Below are 15,974 nucleotides of genomic sequence, written 5' to 3'. Positions count from 1 at the left end.
CTATACAATTAAGTAAAAAATTTTAGGTTTATCATAATGGCTTTAGCTCTAGCACTCAAATATCGTCCCACTACATTTGCTGATCTCATTGGACAAGAAAGTGTTGCCAAAACCCTTTCTCTAGCGCTCGAAAAAAATCGTATTGCTCATGCTTATTTATTTAGCGGACTTAGAGGTAGCGGAAAAACAAGCTCAGCAAGAATCTTTGCAAGAGCACTACAATGTGAAAAAGCTCCAATTAATGATCCTTGCAATCAATGCTCTAACTGCCTACAATCCTTAGAAAATCGTCACCTTGATATCATTGAAATGGATGCGGCATCAAGTAGAAAAATTGACGACATTAGAAACCTTATTGAACAAACTAAATATGCACCAAGTTATGGAAAATATAAAATTTTTATTATTGACGAAGTGCATATGCTAACAAAAGAAGCTTTTAACGCATTATTAAAAACCTTAGAAGAACCACCAAGTGCGGTAAAATTTATCTTAGCAACTACAGATCCTTTAAAGCTTCCCGCCACAATTTTAAGCCGAACACAACATTTTAGATTTAAAAAAATCCCTCACAAATTAATCATAAATCATCTTGAAAATATTCTTATGCAAGAAAATATCACCTATCAAAAAGAAGCATTAGAGATTATTGCAAGGAGTGGTAATGGAAGTTTAAGAGATACTCTCACTCTTACAGACCAGGCTATTTCTTATTGCAACGCCAATATCACAAGCAGTAAAATTACAGAAATGCTAGGGGTCGTAGATCCACAAATTTTGCAAAATTTTTTCAATGCCGTAGAAGAAAAAGATAATGCAAAAATAAAAAATATTTTAGAAATTTTCGAAGAATATGAAACTGAAATGATTTTAGATGAAATGATTCTTTATCTCAAGGAAAATTTCCACAGCAATCCTAATTTTTCCCTTCTTATTTTAGAACGCTATCTAAAAATTTTGGCAGAAAGTAAAAACCTCCTCAATTTCAACTGTGATGGAGGCTTTATTTTATTATTAACAAGCCTAAAAATGCAAGAAGCACAAAAACTAAGCACTATCAATGAAGAAATTTTAAAGCTTGAAGAATCTCTAAAAACCCAACCCATGCCAACAATCCCTATACAAAAAAATACAGCCTCAGCACCCACAGATTCTCAAACTCCTACCCCTCTCTTTCAAACATTGCTTGACAAAATTTTTGATCGCGATATGAATCTAGGAAATGTATTTAAAAACAATATCAATTTTGTAAGTTTTGAAAACAATACGCTTACTTGGACATCTCAAGCTACCGGTCAAGACAAAGAAATTTTAAGGGCACATTACTCCGTCATCAAACATATAATTCAAGATGTTTTTGGAATCCACACCAAAATTGTCCAAACCCTCATTGATAATAAAAAACCAGAAAAACAAGCCCTATCTCAAGAGCAAAAAATATCCTCATCTCTGCAAACTCTAGATATACAACAAAATACTACTTCTACAACACAACAACCAAAAGATACTCTTACAAAAATCAATACACAAGATTCCTACACTACAAAATCTCTGCAAATAGATACTCAAAAACAAAATACCAACCTGCAAAATTCTCCCATTACCCAGGAACTTCCCATCACACAACAAGAAGTCATTTTAAATGCACAACAAGAGGATACAATATCTTTGACACAACTAAAAAATCCCACCACTATTAATCAAGAGATTAATACGCAGCAAGAGGATATTGCACCACAATCTACAAAACAAAATACAATGGATGCACAAAACTCCTTCAAACAAGACTTTTATGTGCGTAATCAAGAACTTATAGATTATATGATGCGTGCTATACCAATAAAAGATATCAGGAAATTTAAAAATGACTAAAGAATTCTTACTAGCTTATGAAAAATTGCATCCTCTACTTGAATATATTGATCTTATCATTAATAAAAATCATCATATTTTTTTACTAGAAGGGGATTTAGCTAGCGGAAAAACAAGCCTTATTCAAAAATATATTTCCTCAAAAATCCCCTCCTGCATAGTTACTTCTCCTACTTTTAGTCTTGTGCATGAATATAATGGATATTTTCATTACGATCTTTATCATCACGGATTACAAAAAGCTCTTGAACTTGGTTTATTAGATTATCTACAAAATCAAGGGGTACATTTTATAGAATGGGGTGATGAAAAATTAGCAAATATTCTAAAAAATAGTAGGTATAATTATCACATTATAAAAATTAGCAAACATGATAACAAAAGGATATATAGGATCATAGATGGATAAGCTAGTTGCGCAAAATCTCAATAAGCAAATAAAAAAAACCCTTATTGTTAAAGATGTATCCATCGAAGTAAATAGCGGAGAAGTTGTTGGATTATTAGGGCCAAATGGTGCGGGAAAAACAACAACTTTTTATATGATTTGTGGATTACTCAAACCTACAAATGGGCAAATTTTTTTAAATGATGAAAATATTTCCTCCTTCCCCTTGCACAAACGCTCTAATATAGGTATTGGCTACCTTCCTCAAGAATCAAGTATATTTAAAGATCTTAGCGTAGAAGAAAATTTATATATTTCTGCTGAAACCACCTTCAAAGATAAAAAAGAAGCATGGCAAAAAATCGAACAAATGCTAGAAGCATTTAATATTGAACCCATCAGACACCGCAAGGGCATTAGCCTTAGTGGTGGAGAGAGAAGAAGAGTGGAAATTGCGCGTGCTCTTGTAAAAAATCCAAAATTTATTTTACTTGATGAACCCTTTGCAGGAGTGGATCCTATCGCTGTTATCGATATCCAAAAAATCATTCAAAAACTTGTTACTTTAGGTATTGGTGTACTTATCACTGATCACAATGTAAGAGAAACACTCTCAGTTTGCAATCGTGCTTATGTAATTAAAAGTGGAGAGCTTTTAGCAAATGGAACAAGTGCGGAAATCTATACCAATCCGCTTGTTTTAAAATACTACTTAGGCGAAAATTTCAAGGTATAAAATGGCCGCTCCAAAACTCCGCCAGAATCTCCAAATCAAAGGTAAACTTTCTGCTACCCTAAAAAACTGGCTCCCTATCTTACAAAGTAATATTTTGGAAATTGAAGAAACCATTAATGAGTATGCTCTTGAAAATCCCTATATCCATATACAAAGTTCCATCACGCAAGATTTTAGTTCCAAACTCAAAAAACCTCATCCAAGTTCCCCAATCAAAAACTCTATAGGTGATAAAATTGAAGCACTTAGCATCCAAACTAAAGGACTTTATCAGATTCTAGAAGAACAAATCATGCCGCCACTTTTTCCCACAGAAATTTCTCAAAAAATTGCGATGCATATTATTGACAACATTAATGAAGAGGGATATTTTGACAGAGATCTTTTAGAGTGTGCAAAAGAAATGCAAATAAGCCCTGAAGAATATGAAAAAATCCGCCAAAGATTTTCTTTTTTGGAGCCAAAGGGTATTGGATCTAAAGATATTAAAGAATGTTTTTTGTTCCATCTACAAGATGCAGAAAATATTTCTGATGAAATCTATGATCTTGCAAGTAAAATTATTAAGAATCTTGAGAATCATACAAAGCTAAATTCTCACCCTCTTTACAATCAAGCCTTAAATCTTATCAAAACCTTCCAAACCCCTCCAGCACTAGCATTTATCGATTCTGATCCTTGTGTGATTCCTGATATTCTTGTCTTAGAAGAAGATGGAGAGATTTCTGTATCACTTAATGATGACTACTATCCTCAAGTACATATTGATATTATAAAAGTCAAAGAAAATGATCAATATTTGAAAAATAAATTAAGAGATGCTAGGGATTTAGTAGATGCACTTGATATGAGAAAACAAACGCTACGAAAAATCGGATTAATGATTGTGGAATATCAATATGATTTTTTCATGGGTGGCGAAATTAGGCCGATGAAACTCAAAGATTTAGCCGATGAATTTGGACATTCTCCAAGCACTATCTCACGAGCCATTTCTAATAAGTATCTAGAATGCAATCGCGGAATCTTTCCTATCAAAAATTTCTTTACTACCGCAATTGATGGGGATACGAGCAATGCTTCTATCAAAGATTTTATTCACAATCTTATCAAAAATGAAAATAAGCAAAAACCCCTTAGCGATCTAAAAATCCTTGAACTTATAGAGGAAAAATTCTCTATTAAAATGGTAAGACGCACAATCACAAAATACCGCAAACAACTTAACATAGGCAGTTCTAGTGAAAGAAAGAAAAACTACGCTATTAGCATTTAACCCCACTCTACTTATACTAAAACCCCTAATGAAAAATGTAGCATTCCTTGTTGTCAAGCACCCAGCCCATTATACTTATTCTAAAATCTGTAATGAATATTTTTTTGGTTTGTTAAAAAGCAAAGATTGAAAGCTAAGAGGTTTTCTTTGTGCTACCATAACAATTTCCATCATCTTAGTTTTAAAAATAAGGAGAAGGTGAGGATTAGAATCTTTTTTCTAAAATTAAGGCACATTCCATATGATATGTGTAAGGGAATTGATCAAAAATAGCACTTTTTGTAATCCTATGACTTTGCAACAAAACTTCTAAATCTTTTTTTAAACTAAAGGGATTACAAGAAATATAAACTATCACACTAAAATTTTGTATAAATTCAAGCATTTTTACATCACCTATACCACTTCGTGGAGGATCTATTAAAATATGTGAAAAATTAAATTGTTTTAAATCAACATGTTTCAGTCTAAAAAAATCTCGCTTAAAGCTCAATGCTTCAATACTCTCCATGCCACTCAATCTTGCACTATAAAGATTTTTCACCCCGTTATTTTTAGCATTTATCTCCAATAGTGGTAATGCAGATTTTACAACCTCTGTAGCAAATACTTTATCAAAATATGGCGCCAAAGCAATAGTAAAATTTCCACTCCCACAATACATCTCTAAAAGATCTTTTTTGTGATGTGGTAAAATTGCTTGAATTACAAAATTAAGCATTTTGCGATTGATAAAGGGATTAGGCTGAGAAAAACTCCCTTCTTGATGCAAATAAAAAAGCTCTTTTTGATAAATATTTATTTTTGTAGACAAAAGATCTGTGCCAATAATAATTTTTTGATTCCTTGATCTTCCAATAATAGAAATTTTAAGAATCTGGGCTAATTTTTTGGCTTGATCTTGCCAAAGAGAATCAAGATTTTTATGATAAATCATTGTCATAATCACTTCTTCCCCACCTAAAAAATTTACCGCATAAAGTTTATGACTCAAAATCTTTTCTTCAAGATATAAAGGAAGTTTTGCAATAACTTTTTGCACATTAGGCAATAAATTAGGGCAATTTTGTATAGCGATACGCTCATTTTTCCCAAAAGTATTCATAGAAAGGCTTATTTTACCTCCAAATTCTCCATTGGATAATTTTTCTCTATGTAATCTAAATTCTGCACGCGCACGAAATCCCGTCTCTGGAGAGCTAAAAACCTCATCAGGAAAAAAGCCAAAAAGTTCTTTAAATTTTTGTGATTTTTGCTGTAATTGTGTTATATAGTCCTCTTTGACTTGACAGCCTCCGCAAATCTCAAAATGCTCACAATTCACTCTTTCTCACCATTTCTAATTGTTCTTAAATAGCCATTTTCACTCATCATAATATAAAGTTGTCCTAAAATTTCTTTTTTTCTATCTTCATCTAAAAGTGCAGAATCATCAATTCTATGTTTCAATCTTCGCTCAATTTCTTTGGTGTCATAATCTAAATCATCAAGTACATCTAATACATTTTGCGCTTCAAGCAAATTAACAATCTCATAACCCTTATCATTTAAAACAACACTAAATTCTGTAGGATGTGTAAAAAGATTATGTCGCATTCCAAGCACTTCCTGATATGCACCGACCAAGAAAAATCCCAAAAAATATTCTTCTTTTGTGACATCAACATCATGCAAATACAAAGGTTTTGTAGAATCAAAAGCAATCTCCCCATCACTATCACAAGTAATATCCCACAAACTCGCACTTCTTGTTGGTTTTTTATTTAAGCGATCTAATGGCATCACAGGAAAATTTTGCCCTAATCCCCAATAATCTGGTAAACTCTGGAAAAAGGAGCAATTTAATAAATAACGCTCTTGCACTTGCTCTTGAATTCTAATAATTTCATTATGATTTTTATGTTTTAAAAGCTTGATTACTTTTTTGATAATCAAATGCACTAATACCTCAGTATTACTACGATCTTGCAAATCAATATACCCCAAATCAAATAATGTCAATAAAGATTCCATATGATCTAAACTATCATGCAAATATTCAATTGCATTTTTTTCACTCACAGTTTGATATAAATCAAACATTTCTGCAATCAATGGAGGATTGTTTTCTTTAAGTTTTAGGGCTTTTTCATCATATTCTTGAGAAAAAAGTTCCAAAACAGGAGCAACTAATACTGCATGATTTGCGGAAATAAAACGCCCAGATTCTATAAAAATATCAGGTTCTTTTTCTTTTTTATTTTTTGCAATTTCTTTGAGAGAAAAAACCACATCTCCACTAAATTCACTCAAAGTATAATTGCAATTATTATTACCTTGATGCTGAGTATATTCCACAGCCAAACCTCCACCAATATTTACTGAAGTGAGATTTTTTGCCCCCATTTTTCTCAATTCTGCATAAATATTTCCCACCTCCCTAATTGCTTTTTTAAGTGGAGAAATATCACTAATTTGGCTACCAATATGAAAATGAATCATAGTAAATTTATGCAATAGTTTTGATTTTTCTAACAATGAAATAGCCTCTAAAAGTTCCGTACTTGTAAGTCCAAATTTAGAATTAATCCCTCCGCTCTTTGCCCAAACTCCTGTACCTGTAGAATGCAACCTAATTCTAAGTCCAATATTAGGATAAGGCTTGCCCATCTCTTTTGCCACCGCAATAATTGTCTCTAATTCATTTAAACCCTCAATTGTCAAAGTAATAGAATGTCCCATATTTGCGGCAATAAAACCTAAATGTATCATCTCTTTATCTTTAAAACCGTTTACAGTAATAGGTGCATTTTTGTTTGTATAAGCCATCGCAACAATTAACTCTGATTTACTCCCCGCCTCAAGTCCATAACTTTTATGCGTAGAAGATTCCATCAAAGGGAGTACAAAATGTGGCATTTGATTGACTTTAAGGGGAAAAACCGCATGAAATTTTCCTTCATATTTATATTCTTGCATAGATTTTTCAAAAGAATAAAAAAGCTTATCTACTTGTTTGGCAATAAGATGTGGAAAACGCAAAAGTAAAGGTCCTTTATATCCTTTCTCTCTTGCATCTTTAACAATCTTAATCAAGGCAGGTTTTGATCCGCTATTAATCTTAACTACACCCTCATCAATAAAAAAATCATTGCTTGACCAATACGAAATTCCATAATCTTCCATTTTTACCCCTAAATCCTCAACATTTTATTGCTTAAATTATATAAAAATTCTTTGATTTTCCACAATTCAGACTAAATTTTTTATACCAAAACTACCAATATAAATATTTTACTTTCATTGTATTTTTACTTTTATCATAAATAATTTGAAACTCATTATGCAATTCCTTAAACACATCTCCCCAACTTTTCTTACCATAACTTCTTGCGGTTTGAGAATAATTATTACGCATCCAATTACCTACAACGCTAACATTTGACACACCACTATTATCTGAAGTCTCATCAATTGCTTTTTTTAATATATTAATTAAATGATGATTATTAGTAATTTTATCCTGCTCTTTTTTCCCTTCTTCTTTTTGCAAGATCTCAAAGCTTGTAAAAGAATTTCTATACTCCTCCCTTGATTTAATTTCCCCAAAACCTATAGCCTGCAATCCTTTAGATCGTATTTCTTGTGCCAATGAAGCAAAGTCACTATCGCTGCTAGCAAGTGCAATACAATCTGCCACCCCATCATAAAGGCAATTCATTACATCAATACTCATTTTAATATCACAGCTATTTTTGCCCCCACTTTGATTTTTTTTATTATGATTCCCCGTGATAACATGCACAGGCTCTATTGCATGGTGTATTAATACCGCATTCCATGATTTTAATGAATCGCTACGCCAATCTCCATAAGCTTTTTTAATACATAAATCTCCCACATTCTGCAAACGCTCAATTACCTCATCCACCCATCTTGCTGCAATATTTTCACAATCAATAAATAATGCAATTTTTTTTTGCTTCATCATCTATCCTTTTTAATTGATTCTAAAATCTTAAATAAACCATTTTGTGCATTAAAAATTTGTATTACGATCTCTTTAAATACAACTTCATTTACCATAAAACGCCCATCTTGCTGCTCTTTGAAATAAAAAGTATTATCCTGCATCGCACGATTCATCATCTCATAACGCGTCTTCAATAATTGCAAATCATTCATATATAATTCTTTTTCTTGTTTAAGATTTTCCTGCCATCTCTCTACAAGCAAATAATAAAGCTTCAAGGTATTTTGGTTTAAAAACTCCAAATACCGCAAAGAATTTCGCAATAATTGCATATCTTTTTGCATGTGATTTTTTTCTTTTTTTGCTTCAATAATGTTAGTCTCTAATATGTTGTAAATAGATAAAAACTCTTTTTGTTTGATACTTATTTTTTGATGCAAGTCGCCCAAAGAATCAAAATTTTCAAGCATCTTTGCATAAAAACTATCAAAATACACCAACCCCTCTTGAATATTAGGGAAAATTTCATCTGTACTATATTTTGGCCAAAAAATCAAGAATGCAAAAAATACAATCAAAAATGCCAATGCAATATCAATAAATCTATCCAAAACCAATAGATACGAATTTCCATACACCAATGAAAACATCATAATAAAGGCCATCATCATAAAACTTGCCCACAACCCATAAGGAAAAGCACGAAAATAAATAAAACCAAAAACAACCAATACGAAAAAGAAATAAAAAAATAGGCTTCCTTGTGTCAAAAATACTAATAATAATCCACCAACTAACCCGGCCAAAACACCTAAAATATATTCCTTACCCACATGCTTTACACCACCCAAATTTGGTCTCATAATTGCCACACATGCCATAGCAATCCATGCCCCATGGCTCATATTAAAAACATCTGCAATAAGAATTGCAATCCCCAACACAAATGCATATTTTACGCCATAATAAAAAAAATGATCTCTATTTTTTATTGCCTGAAAAACTACCTTCAAAGTCTTCTTATTTCTTGCTTCAACAAAGTAATCTTTCTCCTCTCCGCCCCTGCGAAAAGAATGCATTTTATTATAAATAATCTTAACAATATTTACTAAAGAATGCCCAAAATCCTCGCTATCCATCCTATCTATTGCCCTATGTTTTAAATGTGCCAAAGAACCATCGAAAATTTTTTTTAACTCCCTAATATTTGCCACAATCTCTTTTCTAATGGGATTAAAATTTTTTTCTTTTATTTTTGTGTCATTATGAATAGCATTTAAACACTGGTAGATTTCTTCAATACGATAGAGATAAAATAATGCACGCTTAGTATTTTTAATTGTGTGAGAATCTTTCATATTTGCAGCTTTTGAATTCAGAATTTTTTTGATAAATTCCATTTGATTGAGTATCCGATAGCGAATCTTAATAAAGTCACTATTGCGATGTAAATTATTTGCCATCAATGCAAGATTAAGCAATAAATCAGGAAAATATTTCCTTGTTACTTTTCCATATTTTTTTAATGACATAAAAAAATGTGTAAAAATTCCTATGGCTCCACTAATAAAAACTGCCACAATTAACTCAAATAGTGTTACATCAGCACCAGATTTTATATAAATACACGCAATCAAGCCATCAATCAAGCTCATATTTATCACACGTTGCAAATCCATTTGATAACTACCAATAATCCCTGCTATAAAGCCTATACACATTAAAAGCAAAGCAAAATAAAACGCATAAGGCAATATTGTGCAAAACAAAAAGACAATCAAAGCTGTTAGTAAAATAAATCCAACAAAATACCAAATAGTTTGTTTTTGCTCTACCAATACAACATTTAAAAAATATAAATGGATAGGGATAGATGCTGCCCAAATCACAAGATCAAAATCAAAAATTACACATACAATAACTGCGCTAAGCACAGCAGCAAAAAGTGCTTTTAATGAATAAACAAAGCTAATATATCCTGCATCATAAAGTGAAATAAAATGCAAAAAATCTTTTTTGATTTTTGTTAAGAATGCCATTTAGACAATTCCACAAAACCTAGCACAATTTTCTAAGAATCCATAAACAGGATTAGCCTTATATCCACAACCTTGAACAATAATCAGTAAATATGCTACAATAATTCCATGAAAGATTCTCAAACTCTTATCTCCAATGTTATTTGTCAATTACCAAAAACCCTTGCAGAAAAAATCCATTCTTCACAAAACCTTAGAAGAATCAATATTTTTCTCCCCTTACATATCAAAAACGCTATCCGTTTTTTTGTCTTAAAACAAAACCAAATTCTTGTGGCTTTTAATAACGAAGCTGTCCTTTGGGAATTCAATAAGTATCATACCAAAAAACTTGTAGAAACTATAAAAGAAAATAAAGAATTCTTTCCTTTTTTGCCCGAAAATTTTACGATAAGAGGCTATATCCCTCGCTATACTAAAGAATCACAACCCCTCCCTCAAGTCTTATGCTTCAAAGAACCATCAGAAGGAAAGTTCACTAATTATTTAGTCGATCCAACTTTATCGCAAATTTTTGAAAATATCAGAGAAGCTATCATAAAAAACTACAAAAATGATCACTCCACAAACTCTAAATAATCTCCCTACCACTTTTGGTATTTATCAATATTTTGATTCTCAAGGAAAATTACTTTATGTAGGCAAAGCTAAAAATATCAAAAAGCGTGTTAAAAGCTATTTTAAATTTCAAGAAAATCACCTTATCCCCAATCCCAAAAATTCTCAACGCATACAAATCATGATCGCACAGGCCTATCATATCAACACCATTATTGTTTCTAATGAACAAGATGCACTATTGCTTGAAAATTCACTCATTAAACAACTAAAACCAAAATACAATATTTTATTGCGAGATGATAAAACTTACCCCTATATCATGGTGGATTTAAACACTCCTTTTCCTTTTTTTGAAATCACAAGAAAAGTCATCTCAAAAAAAAATATCCAATATTTTGGCCCCTACCCCACAGGTGCAAGAGATATTCTAGATAGTCTTTATGACCTCCTTCCCTTAGTGCAAAAAAAATCCTGCATAAAAAGCAAAAAAGCCTGTTTATTCCATCAAATCAACAAATGCCCTGCTCCATGCGAACAAAAAATCACCAAAGAAGCCTATGCTACCACTACACAAGAGGCGCTCCACCTCCTATTGCATAAAGAAAAACTTTTAACAAAAATGCGAGAAAAAATGCAAAATCTTGCAGAAAAACTTCTTTTTGAAGAAGCAAATCTCTATAAAAATCGCATTGAAAAAATTGCATCTATTTCTAACTTTTCTGAAATTTCTTACCACAAGCCCTATAATCTTGATATCATCAGCATTGCAAAACAAACCCAAAATAAGGAACATATCGCGATTTTAATCAAACTTTTTATGCGAGAAGGGAAGATTATTGCATCAGATTATGAACTTATTAAATCAGATTATGAAATTGATGATTCTGCAGTTTTTACACAACATATTCTTAATCACTACAAAGAAAAATTGCCCATTCTGCCAGAATCAATTTTATTTTCTCAACCCCTAATAAACACACAAGAACTACAAGATTTTATCTACAATACACAAGACAAAAAACTTCCCATACAATTCCCAAAAACTGGATACAAAAAAACTTTAATACAAATTGCAGAAAAAAATGCCCAAGAACTTTTGCGTCAAAAAATCATTCTAAAAAACAAAGATGAAGAAATTTTATACTTAATTAAACAAGGTTTTAATCTCTCCCAAACCCCATTTAGAATCGAGATTTTTGACACTAGTCATCATAGTTTTACTTTCAATGTAGGAGCAATGGTAACTTATGAAAATAATGCTTTTAATAAACCATCATACCGGCATTATAATCTTACTTCAAAAGATGAATATTCCCAGATGCAAGAACTTCTTACGCATAGAATCAAAAGTTTTAGTAAAAATCCCCCACCCAATCTTTGGATAATCGATGGAGGAAAAGGACAGCTAAATATAGCTCATGAACTACTTGAAAGTGCAGGAGTAGACATTGATATCCTTGCTATTTCAAAAGAAAAAATTGATTTTAAAGCCCATAGAGCTAAAGGAAATGCAAAAGACACAATTCATTCCTTACAATATAGTTATAAACTTGATACACAAGACAAAAAACTACAATTTATACAAAAACTTCGTGATGAGGTACATCGCTTTGCTATCAGTTTCCACAGACACAAAAAAACCAAAGACATCTCCAAAAATCTACCCTATACACTTGCACAGCAAAAAAAACTTTTACAATATTTTGGAGATTTTACCACCCTACAAAATGCTCCACAAGAGCTCATAAAAAAAATCCTATCTTCAAGAGATAAAAATTAAAAATTCTTACAAATTATTTTTTAGAAGATTCTTCAAAATTAAACACTGGCAACCCAATTTTGTAATAAATTGCAAAAATTCTAAGTAAGCTCCCACAAATAATTGTAATCACACTAGCAATCTCCGCACCAATGCCACAAATTGTCAAAAGCATATAATATAATGCCGATGCCAAAAGTGACACACTTGCATAAATCTCTTTTTGAAAAATTAAGGGAATTTGATTGCATAAAGTATCTCGCAAAATTCCACCAAAAACCCCTGTAATCACTCCCCCACAAATCGCTAAAATCACAGAATCATATTTTGCCATCACCACAGCCGTCCCCACAATACTAAAAACTACAAGCCCGATAGCATCTAAAAGCAAAAATACACGCTCAAAACGCGTAATAATCTTAGGAATACGCGTAGCAAAAAGAGCAGCAATCACAATAACAAGAATATATTCTGGAGTCTTAATCCAAGTTAATGGATGATGATTAAATAAAATATCCCTTACAGATCCTCCACCAATTGCAGTAACTAAAGCAATAAAAATTACTCCCATCAAATCCATTTTACACCTACCAGCAGCCAAAGCTCCTGTCATAGATTCCACCACAATACCAATGATAAATAACACAGATATCAAAACCCCATGTTCCATAAAATATCCATTTTTAAAAATTTATACTTTTTATTTTAGTAAAATGTAATTTTTTCGCTGTAGGTTTAAAAGTTATTGAATAAAAAATTTTCATAAAATCAGAAAATTATCTGCTAAATTTTCTTGTTTGACATTCTAAAACTTTTTTGCAAAAAAATCAAGAGAAAAAAATGAGGAAAATTTTTAATGTTTGAGTAAAACAGGGAAAAATGCGTTTTTTTACGCATGAAATTCCCTATTTTACGATCCTTCATAACTATTTATGTACATAAATAGGGATATCCTGCACAATTTTAAAAAATTGAAAATTTTTTAAAATTATAAGTTAGAAAAAATAAAAAGGGGAGAAAGTTTTTACAGGCAGTTTTTTAAGTAATTCTGCCTCTAAATTTCTACAAAAACCCATTATAGCAAAACCCATGAAACAAAAGCTTTAAGGAACTTTAAGAGAATTGGAAAAATTTTTCCACTCAATTGAAAATCTTAATAAGGGAAGAAAAGAGTAGAGTGTATTTATATGTTTTTACTCTTAATATAGATTCTTGTATTTATAGTAATTAGATATAGAGTTTTAATATTTAATAAAGATTCTAAGTTTTAAAGAAAAAAGAAAAAAAAGAAATTGTTAAGTTTTAAAAGATTTGGAATTTTAAGAAAAGTTTATAAGTGCATTCCCCCAAGTGAAAGAATTGATTAAAGTTGATTATTTATTATTTTGGCTTGTTTTCAAGAAAAAGAAAAATATAAGAATTAGAGGGTTTAAAGAGTTTGAGGTTTTTAGGTTTTTTGTTTTTAGTAAAAGTTTAAAATTTGTTTTAAGCTATGCTAGAAGTAAAAATAAAAGGTTTTAATGTCTTAGAGTATTTTGGACTTTGATTTTTGTTTTTCAACAGAATAAAGTGCCTTAGAATGATTTTTGGCATGATAGAGAAATATTTAAAACTTAGGTGTGTTATAATTTTGTGATGAGCAATTTGTATTTTAACATTTTGAAATTATCAGATACTAAAATCAAAAAGAATGATTTTAAGTTTAAAAACCAAAAGATTTCTAAAATTGAGGTTGATGATGATTTATTTGAGTGGGTGCCGATTAAAAGAGCCAAAGCCACTAAACAAAGCATAAAAGATTATTTTGCCCATTTTCATTTAACCATAGAAAATAAAGAAGCTAGTCATTCCTTCCATCCTAAAATAGAAAAAAAACAAGTTGTTATAAAAAATATTGGAAATATGAAAATCAAACATCTATACAATGCCCTTAATTATGCCATACAAAATATTGAAGACAGGGGAGAGAGTGTTTTAAATCAGGATTTTGAAATGCAAAACCTGCAATTTGTTTTAAAAGAATGGGAAAAAGATTTTAATAAGCAAAAACCCCAAAATGAAGGAATGCACTTAATTTTTAGTATCCAAGAAGCAAACAACCATGAAAACATGGAGGTTTTAAAACTAAGCGTGTTCAATACCTTAAAAAGCAATCTTTTAGACTATAACTTTATTTTAGTTCCGCATTCTCATCAGAATAATCCACATATTCATTGCTTTATTAATAAAACCCATATCTATACTGGCAGAAAGCTACATTTTGCAAATAGAAATGAGTTTAGAGATTTTTTTCATCAGCTAAGAGAGGATTTTAAAAATAATCTTTATTTGTTTTCAGGCACAAGGCTTGATTATAGTAATGAGCCTAGAAACTACCTCACAAACATCGCAAAAAAGGATTTTGATAATTTTAACCATAAGTCCTTCCTATTGCCTATTTATAACAATCTTTCCAAAAAAATCAGATTGCTTGAAAATAAAATCAAGCATCTCAATCAAGATATTTTAGAATTTAATAAAAAGCATCCTCAGGAGCTAAGAAAAATCAATGAAATGCAAAAGATGGAGGATTTAAGGCAAAAAGTTATCAAAAATCAATGGGCTTTATCTAAGACAAAAAGTGAATTTGAAAAATTTTTGGAGTTTGAAAATCAATTTGAAAAATTAGCAAGTAGCCGAAGGGAGGTGGAAAAAAAAGGCTTTGTCATCAACTTTTTAAAAAAAGTCGATAGAAGGTTTTTGGATAAAAAATCAATTAAAAATCTTAAACTACTAGAAGATGAGAGGGAATTGCTGAAAAACGCCTTAAATATCGAGGGTAAAAAGCTTATTAAGTCCTTTGATGAGAGAATTTATCAAAATCATAAAAATGCCTATCAAATCAAAAAAGAACTTTTTATTTTAGACAAAATGGCAAAGATTGAGAGTAATGAAGAGATAAAACAACGCAAAGATACCTTAATGCTGGAAATGCAAGAGCGTAAAAAAGAAATTATGCAAATGATTCAAAACTATGCAAAATTGGCACAAATAGAGGAATTGCAAAAGAAAAAACAAAAAAAGCTTTTGCAACTGCAAAAGGAATTAGAATATTTAGAAAAATCAGATTCTTTGATTGCTACTGATAAAACTATAAGCCATAAACAAAAAGAAAATCTAAAACTAAGTAAGATAAAAATTACTTAGTCTTAGTTTAGAGGTTAGAAGAGTTTAGCCCCTGCTAAAAAGCAGGGATTTATCAACTTTTTAAGTGTTATTATTAACCAAATTATGACTATAATAAGTCTTAAGAGCAATTGGATAAACTCTTTCATAAGTTCGCCTCCTTTCATGAAGTAGGCAACCTTAAGAGGCTGCAACCTCTTAAGGCAACCTCTGATAACATTATACC

At 31.0% G+C, this 15,974-nt stretch carries 12 protein-coding genes; 7 read left to right on the top strand and 5 right to left on the bottom strand.

The features are described 5' to 3' along the window. Positions 1-36: 36 nt before the first annotated feature. Genes LW133_RS00240 through LW133_RS00225 form a run of 4 tightly spaced genes read left to right on the top strand, consistent with a single transcriptional unit; the run spans position 37 to position 4,272 of the window. A complete protein-coding gene (locus LW133_RS00240) occupies positions 37-1,872 on the top strand; it encodes a DNA polymerase III subunit gamma/tau (protein ID WP_233075438.1) in 1,836 nt (611 codons plus the stop codon). Then, complete coding sequence (gene tsaE / locus LW133_RS00235; protein WP_233075437.1) at positions 1,865-2,281, top strand: tRNA (adenosine(37)-N6)-threonylcarbamoyltransferase complex ATPase subunit type 1 TsaE; 417 nt, start codon at positions 1,865-1,867, stop codon at positions 2,279-2,281. Before LW133_RS00240 ends, tsaE begins: the two co-directional genes overlap by 8 nt. Beyond that, entirely contained in the window at positions 2,274-2,996 is a 723-nt protein-coding gene (gene lptB / locus LW133_RS00230; protein WP_233037057.1) for an LPS export ABC transporter ATP-binding protein, read from the top strand. The genes tsaE and lptB overlap by 8 nt, the downstream gene beginning before the upstream one ends. Before the next feature lies 1 nt (position 2,997). Next, complete coding sequence (locus tag LW133_RS00225; RefSeq protein ID WP_233075435.1) at positions 2,998-4,272, top strand: RNA polymerase factor sigma-54; 1,275 nt, start codon at positions 2,998-3,000, stop codon at positions 4,270-4,272. A gap of 205 nt (positions 4,273-4,477) precedes the next feature. On the opposite strand, the gene trmA is transcribed toward LW133_RS00225, so the two are convergent. The 4 genes from trmA to LW133_RS00205 form a co-directional block, all read right to left on the bottom strand. Further along, positions 4,478-5,596, bottom strand: coding sequence for a tRNA (uridine(54)-C5)-methyltransferase TrmA (gene trmA, locus LW133_RS00220; RefSeq protein WP_233075433.1), 1,119 nt, complete (start codon positions 5,594-5,596; stop codon positions 4,478-4,480). Further along, positions 5,593-7,437: an arginine decarboxylase gene (gene speA / locus LW133_RS00215; protein WP_233075431.1), complete on the bottom strand. Its 1,845-nt coding sequence runs from the start codon at positions 7,435-7,437 to the stop codon at positions 5,593-5,595. Before speA ends, trmA begins: the two co-directional genes overlap by 4 nt. 91 nt (positions 7,438-7,528) lie before the next feature. Further along, positions 7,529-8,239 carry an NYN domain-containing protein gene (locus LW133_RS00210; RefSeq protein WP_233075429.1) on the bottom strand — a complete coding sequence of 237 codons (711 nt, stop codon included), beginning with the start codon at positions 8,237-8,239 and terminating at the stop codon, positions 7,529-7,531. Beyond that, positions 8,239-10,263: an FUSC family protein gene (locus tag LW133_RS00205; RefSeq protein ID WP_233075427.1), complete on the bottom strand. Its 2,025-nt coding sequence runs from the start codon at positions 10,261-10,263 to the stop codon at positions 8,239-8,241. The genes LW133_RS00210 and LW133_RS00205 overlap by 1 nt, the downstream gene beginning before the upstream one ends. A 108-nt stretch (positions 10,264-10,371) precedes the next feature. Between LW133_RS00205 and LW133_RS00200 the strand changes: the two genes are divergently transcribed. Together LW133_RS00200 and uvrC are read left to right on the top strand one after the other, a co-directional pair. Continuing rightward, positions 10,372-10,842 carry a hypothetical protein gene (locus LW133_RS00200; protein ID WP_233075425.1) on the top strand — a complete coding sequence of 157 codons (471 nt, stop codon included), beginning with the start codon at positions 10,372-10,374 and terminating at the stop codon, positions 10,840-10,842. Then, positions 10,817-12,604, top strand: coding sequence for an excinuclease ABC subunit UvrC (gene uvrC / locus LW133_RS00195; RefSeq protein WP_233075423.1), 1,788 nt, complete (start codon positions 10,817-10,819; stop codon positions 12,602-12,604). The genes LW133_RS00200 and uvrC overlap by 26 nt, the downstream gene beginning before the upstream one ends. 13 nt (positions 12,605-12,617) lie before the next feature. On the opposite strand, the gene LW133_RS00190 is transcribed toward uvrC, so the two are convergent. Beyond that, positions 12,618-13,253, bottom strand: coding sequence for a trimeric intracellular cation channel family protein (locus tag LW133_RS00190; RefSeq protein WP_233075420.1), 636 nt, complete (start codon positions 13,251-13,253; stop codon positions 12,618-12,620). 989 nt (positions 13,254-14,242) lie between these two features. On the opposite strand from LW133_RS00190, the gene LW133_RS00185 reads away from it, so the two are divergent. Next, positions 14,243-15,769, top strand: a complete 1,527-nt coding sequence (locus tag LW133_RS00185; RefSeq protein WP_233075419.1) for a relaxase/mobilization nuclease domain-containing protein — start codon at positions 14,243-14,245, stop codon at positions 15,767-15,769. Positions 15,770-15,974: the final 205 nt, after the last annotated feature.

The sequence above is a fragment of the Helicobacter anatolicus genome, from assembly GCF_021300615.1.
Classification (GTDB): domain Bacteria; phylum Campylobacterota; class Campylobacteria; order Campylobacterales; family Helicobacteraceae; genus Helicobacter_H; species Helicobacter_H anatolicus.
The sequence above is the reverse complement of the archived record's forward strand: the minus strand, read 5'-3'. Positions and strand labels throughout refer to the sequence as shown.

Coding starts and splice junctions, on each gene's coding strand:
- lptB (WP_233037057.1), top strand. CDS start 2,274: ATGGATAAGCTAGTTGCGCAAAATCTCAATAAGCAAATAAAAAAAACC.
- LW133_RS00210 (WP_233075429.1), bottom strand. CDS start 8,239: ATGAAGCAAAAAAAAATTGCATTATTTATTGATTGTGAAAATATTGCA.
- speA (WP_233075431.1), bottom strand. CDS start 7,437: ATGGAAGATTATGGAATTTCGTATTGGTCAAGCAATGATTTTTTTATT.
- LW133_RS00225 (WP_233075435.1), top strand. CDS start 2,998: ATGGCCGCTCCAAAACTCCGCCAGAATCTCCAAATCAAAGGTAAACTT.
- LW133_RS00240 (WP_233075438.1), top strand. CDS start 37: ATGGCTTTAGCTCTAGCACTCAAATATCGTCCCACTACATTTGCTGAT.
- tsaE (WP_233075437.1), top strand. CDS start 1,865: ATGACTAAAGAATTCTTACTAGCTTATGAAAAATTGCATCCTCTACTT.
- LW133_RS00190 (WP_233075420.1), bottom strand. CDS start 13,253: ATGGAACATGGGGTTTTGATATCTGTGTTATTTATCATTGGTATTGTG.
- LW133_RS00200 (WP_233075425.1), top strand. CDS start 10,372: ATGAAAGATTCTCAAACTCTTATCTCCAATGTTATTTGTCAATTACCA.
- uvrC (WP_233075423.1), top strand. CDS start 10,817: ATGATCACTCCACAAACTCTAAATAATCTCCCTACCACTTTTGGTATT.
- LW133_RS00205 (WP_233075427.1), bottom strand. CDS start 10,263: ATGGCATTCTTAACAAAAATCAAAAAAGATTTTTTGCATTTTATTTCA.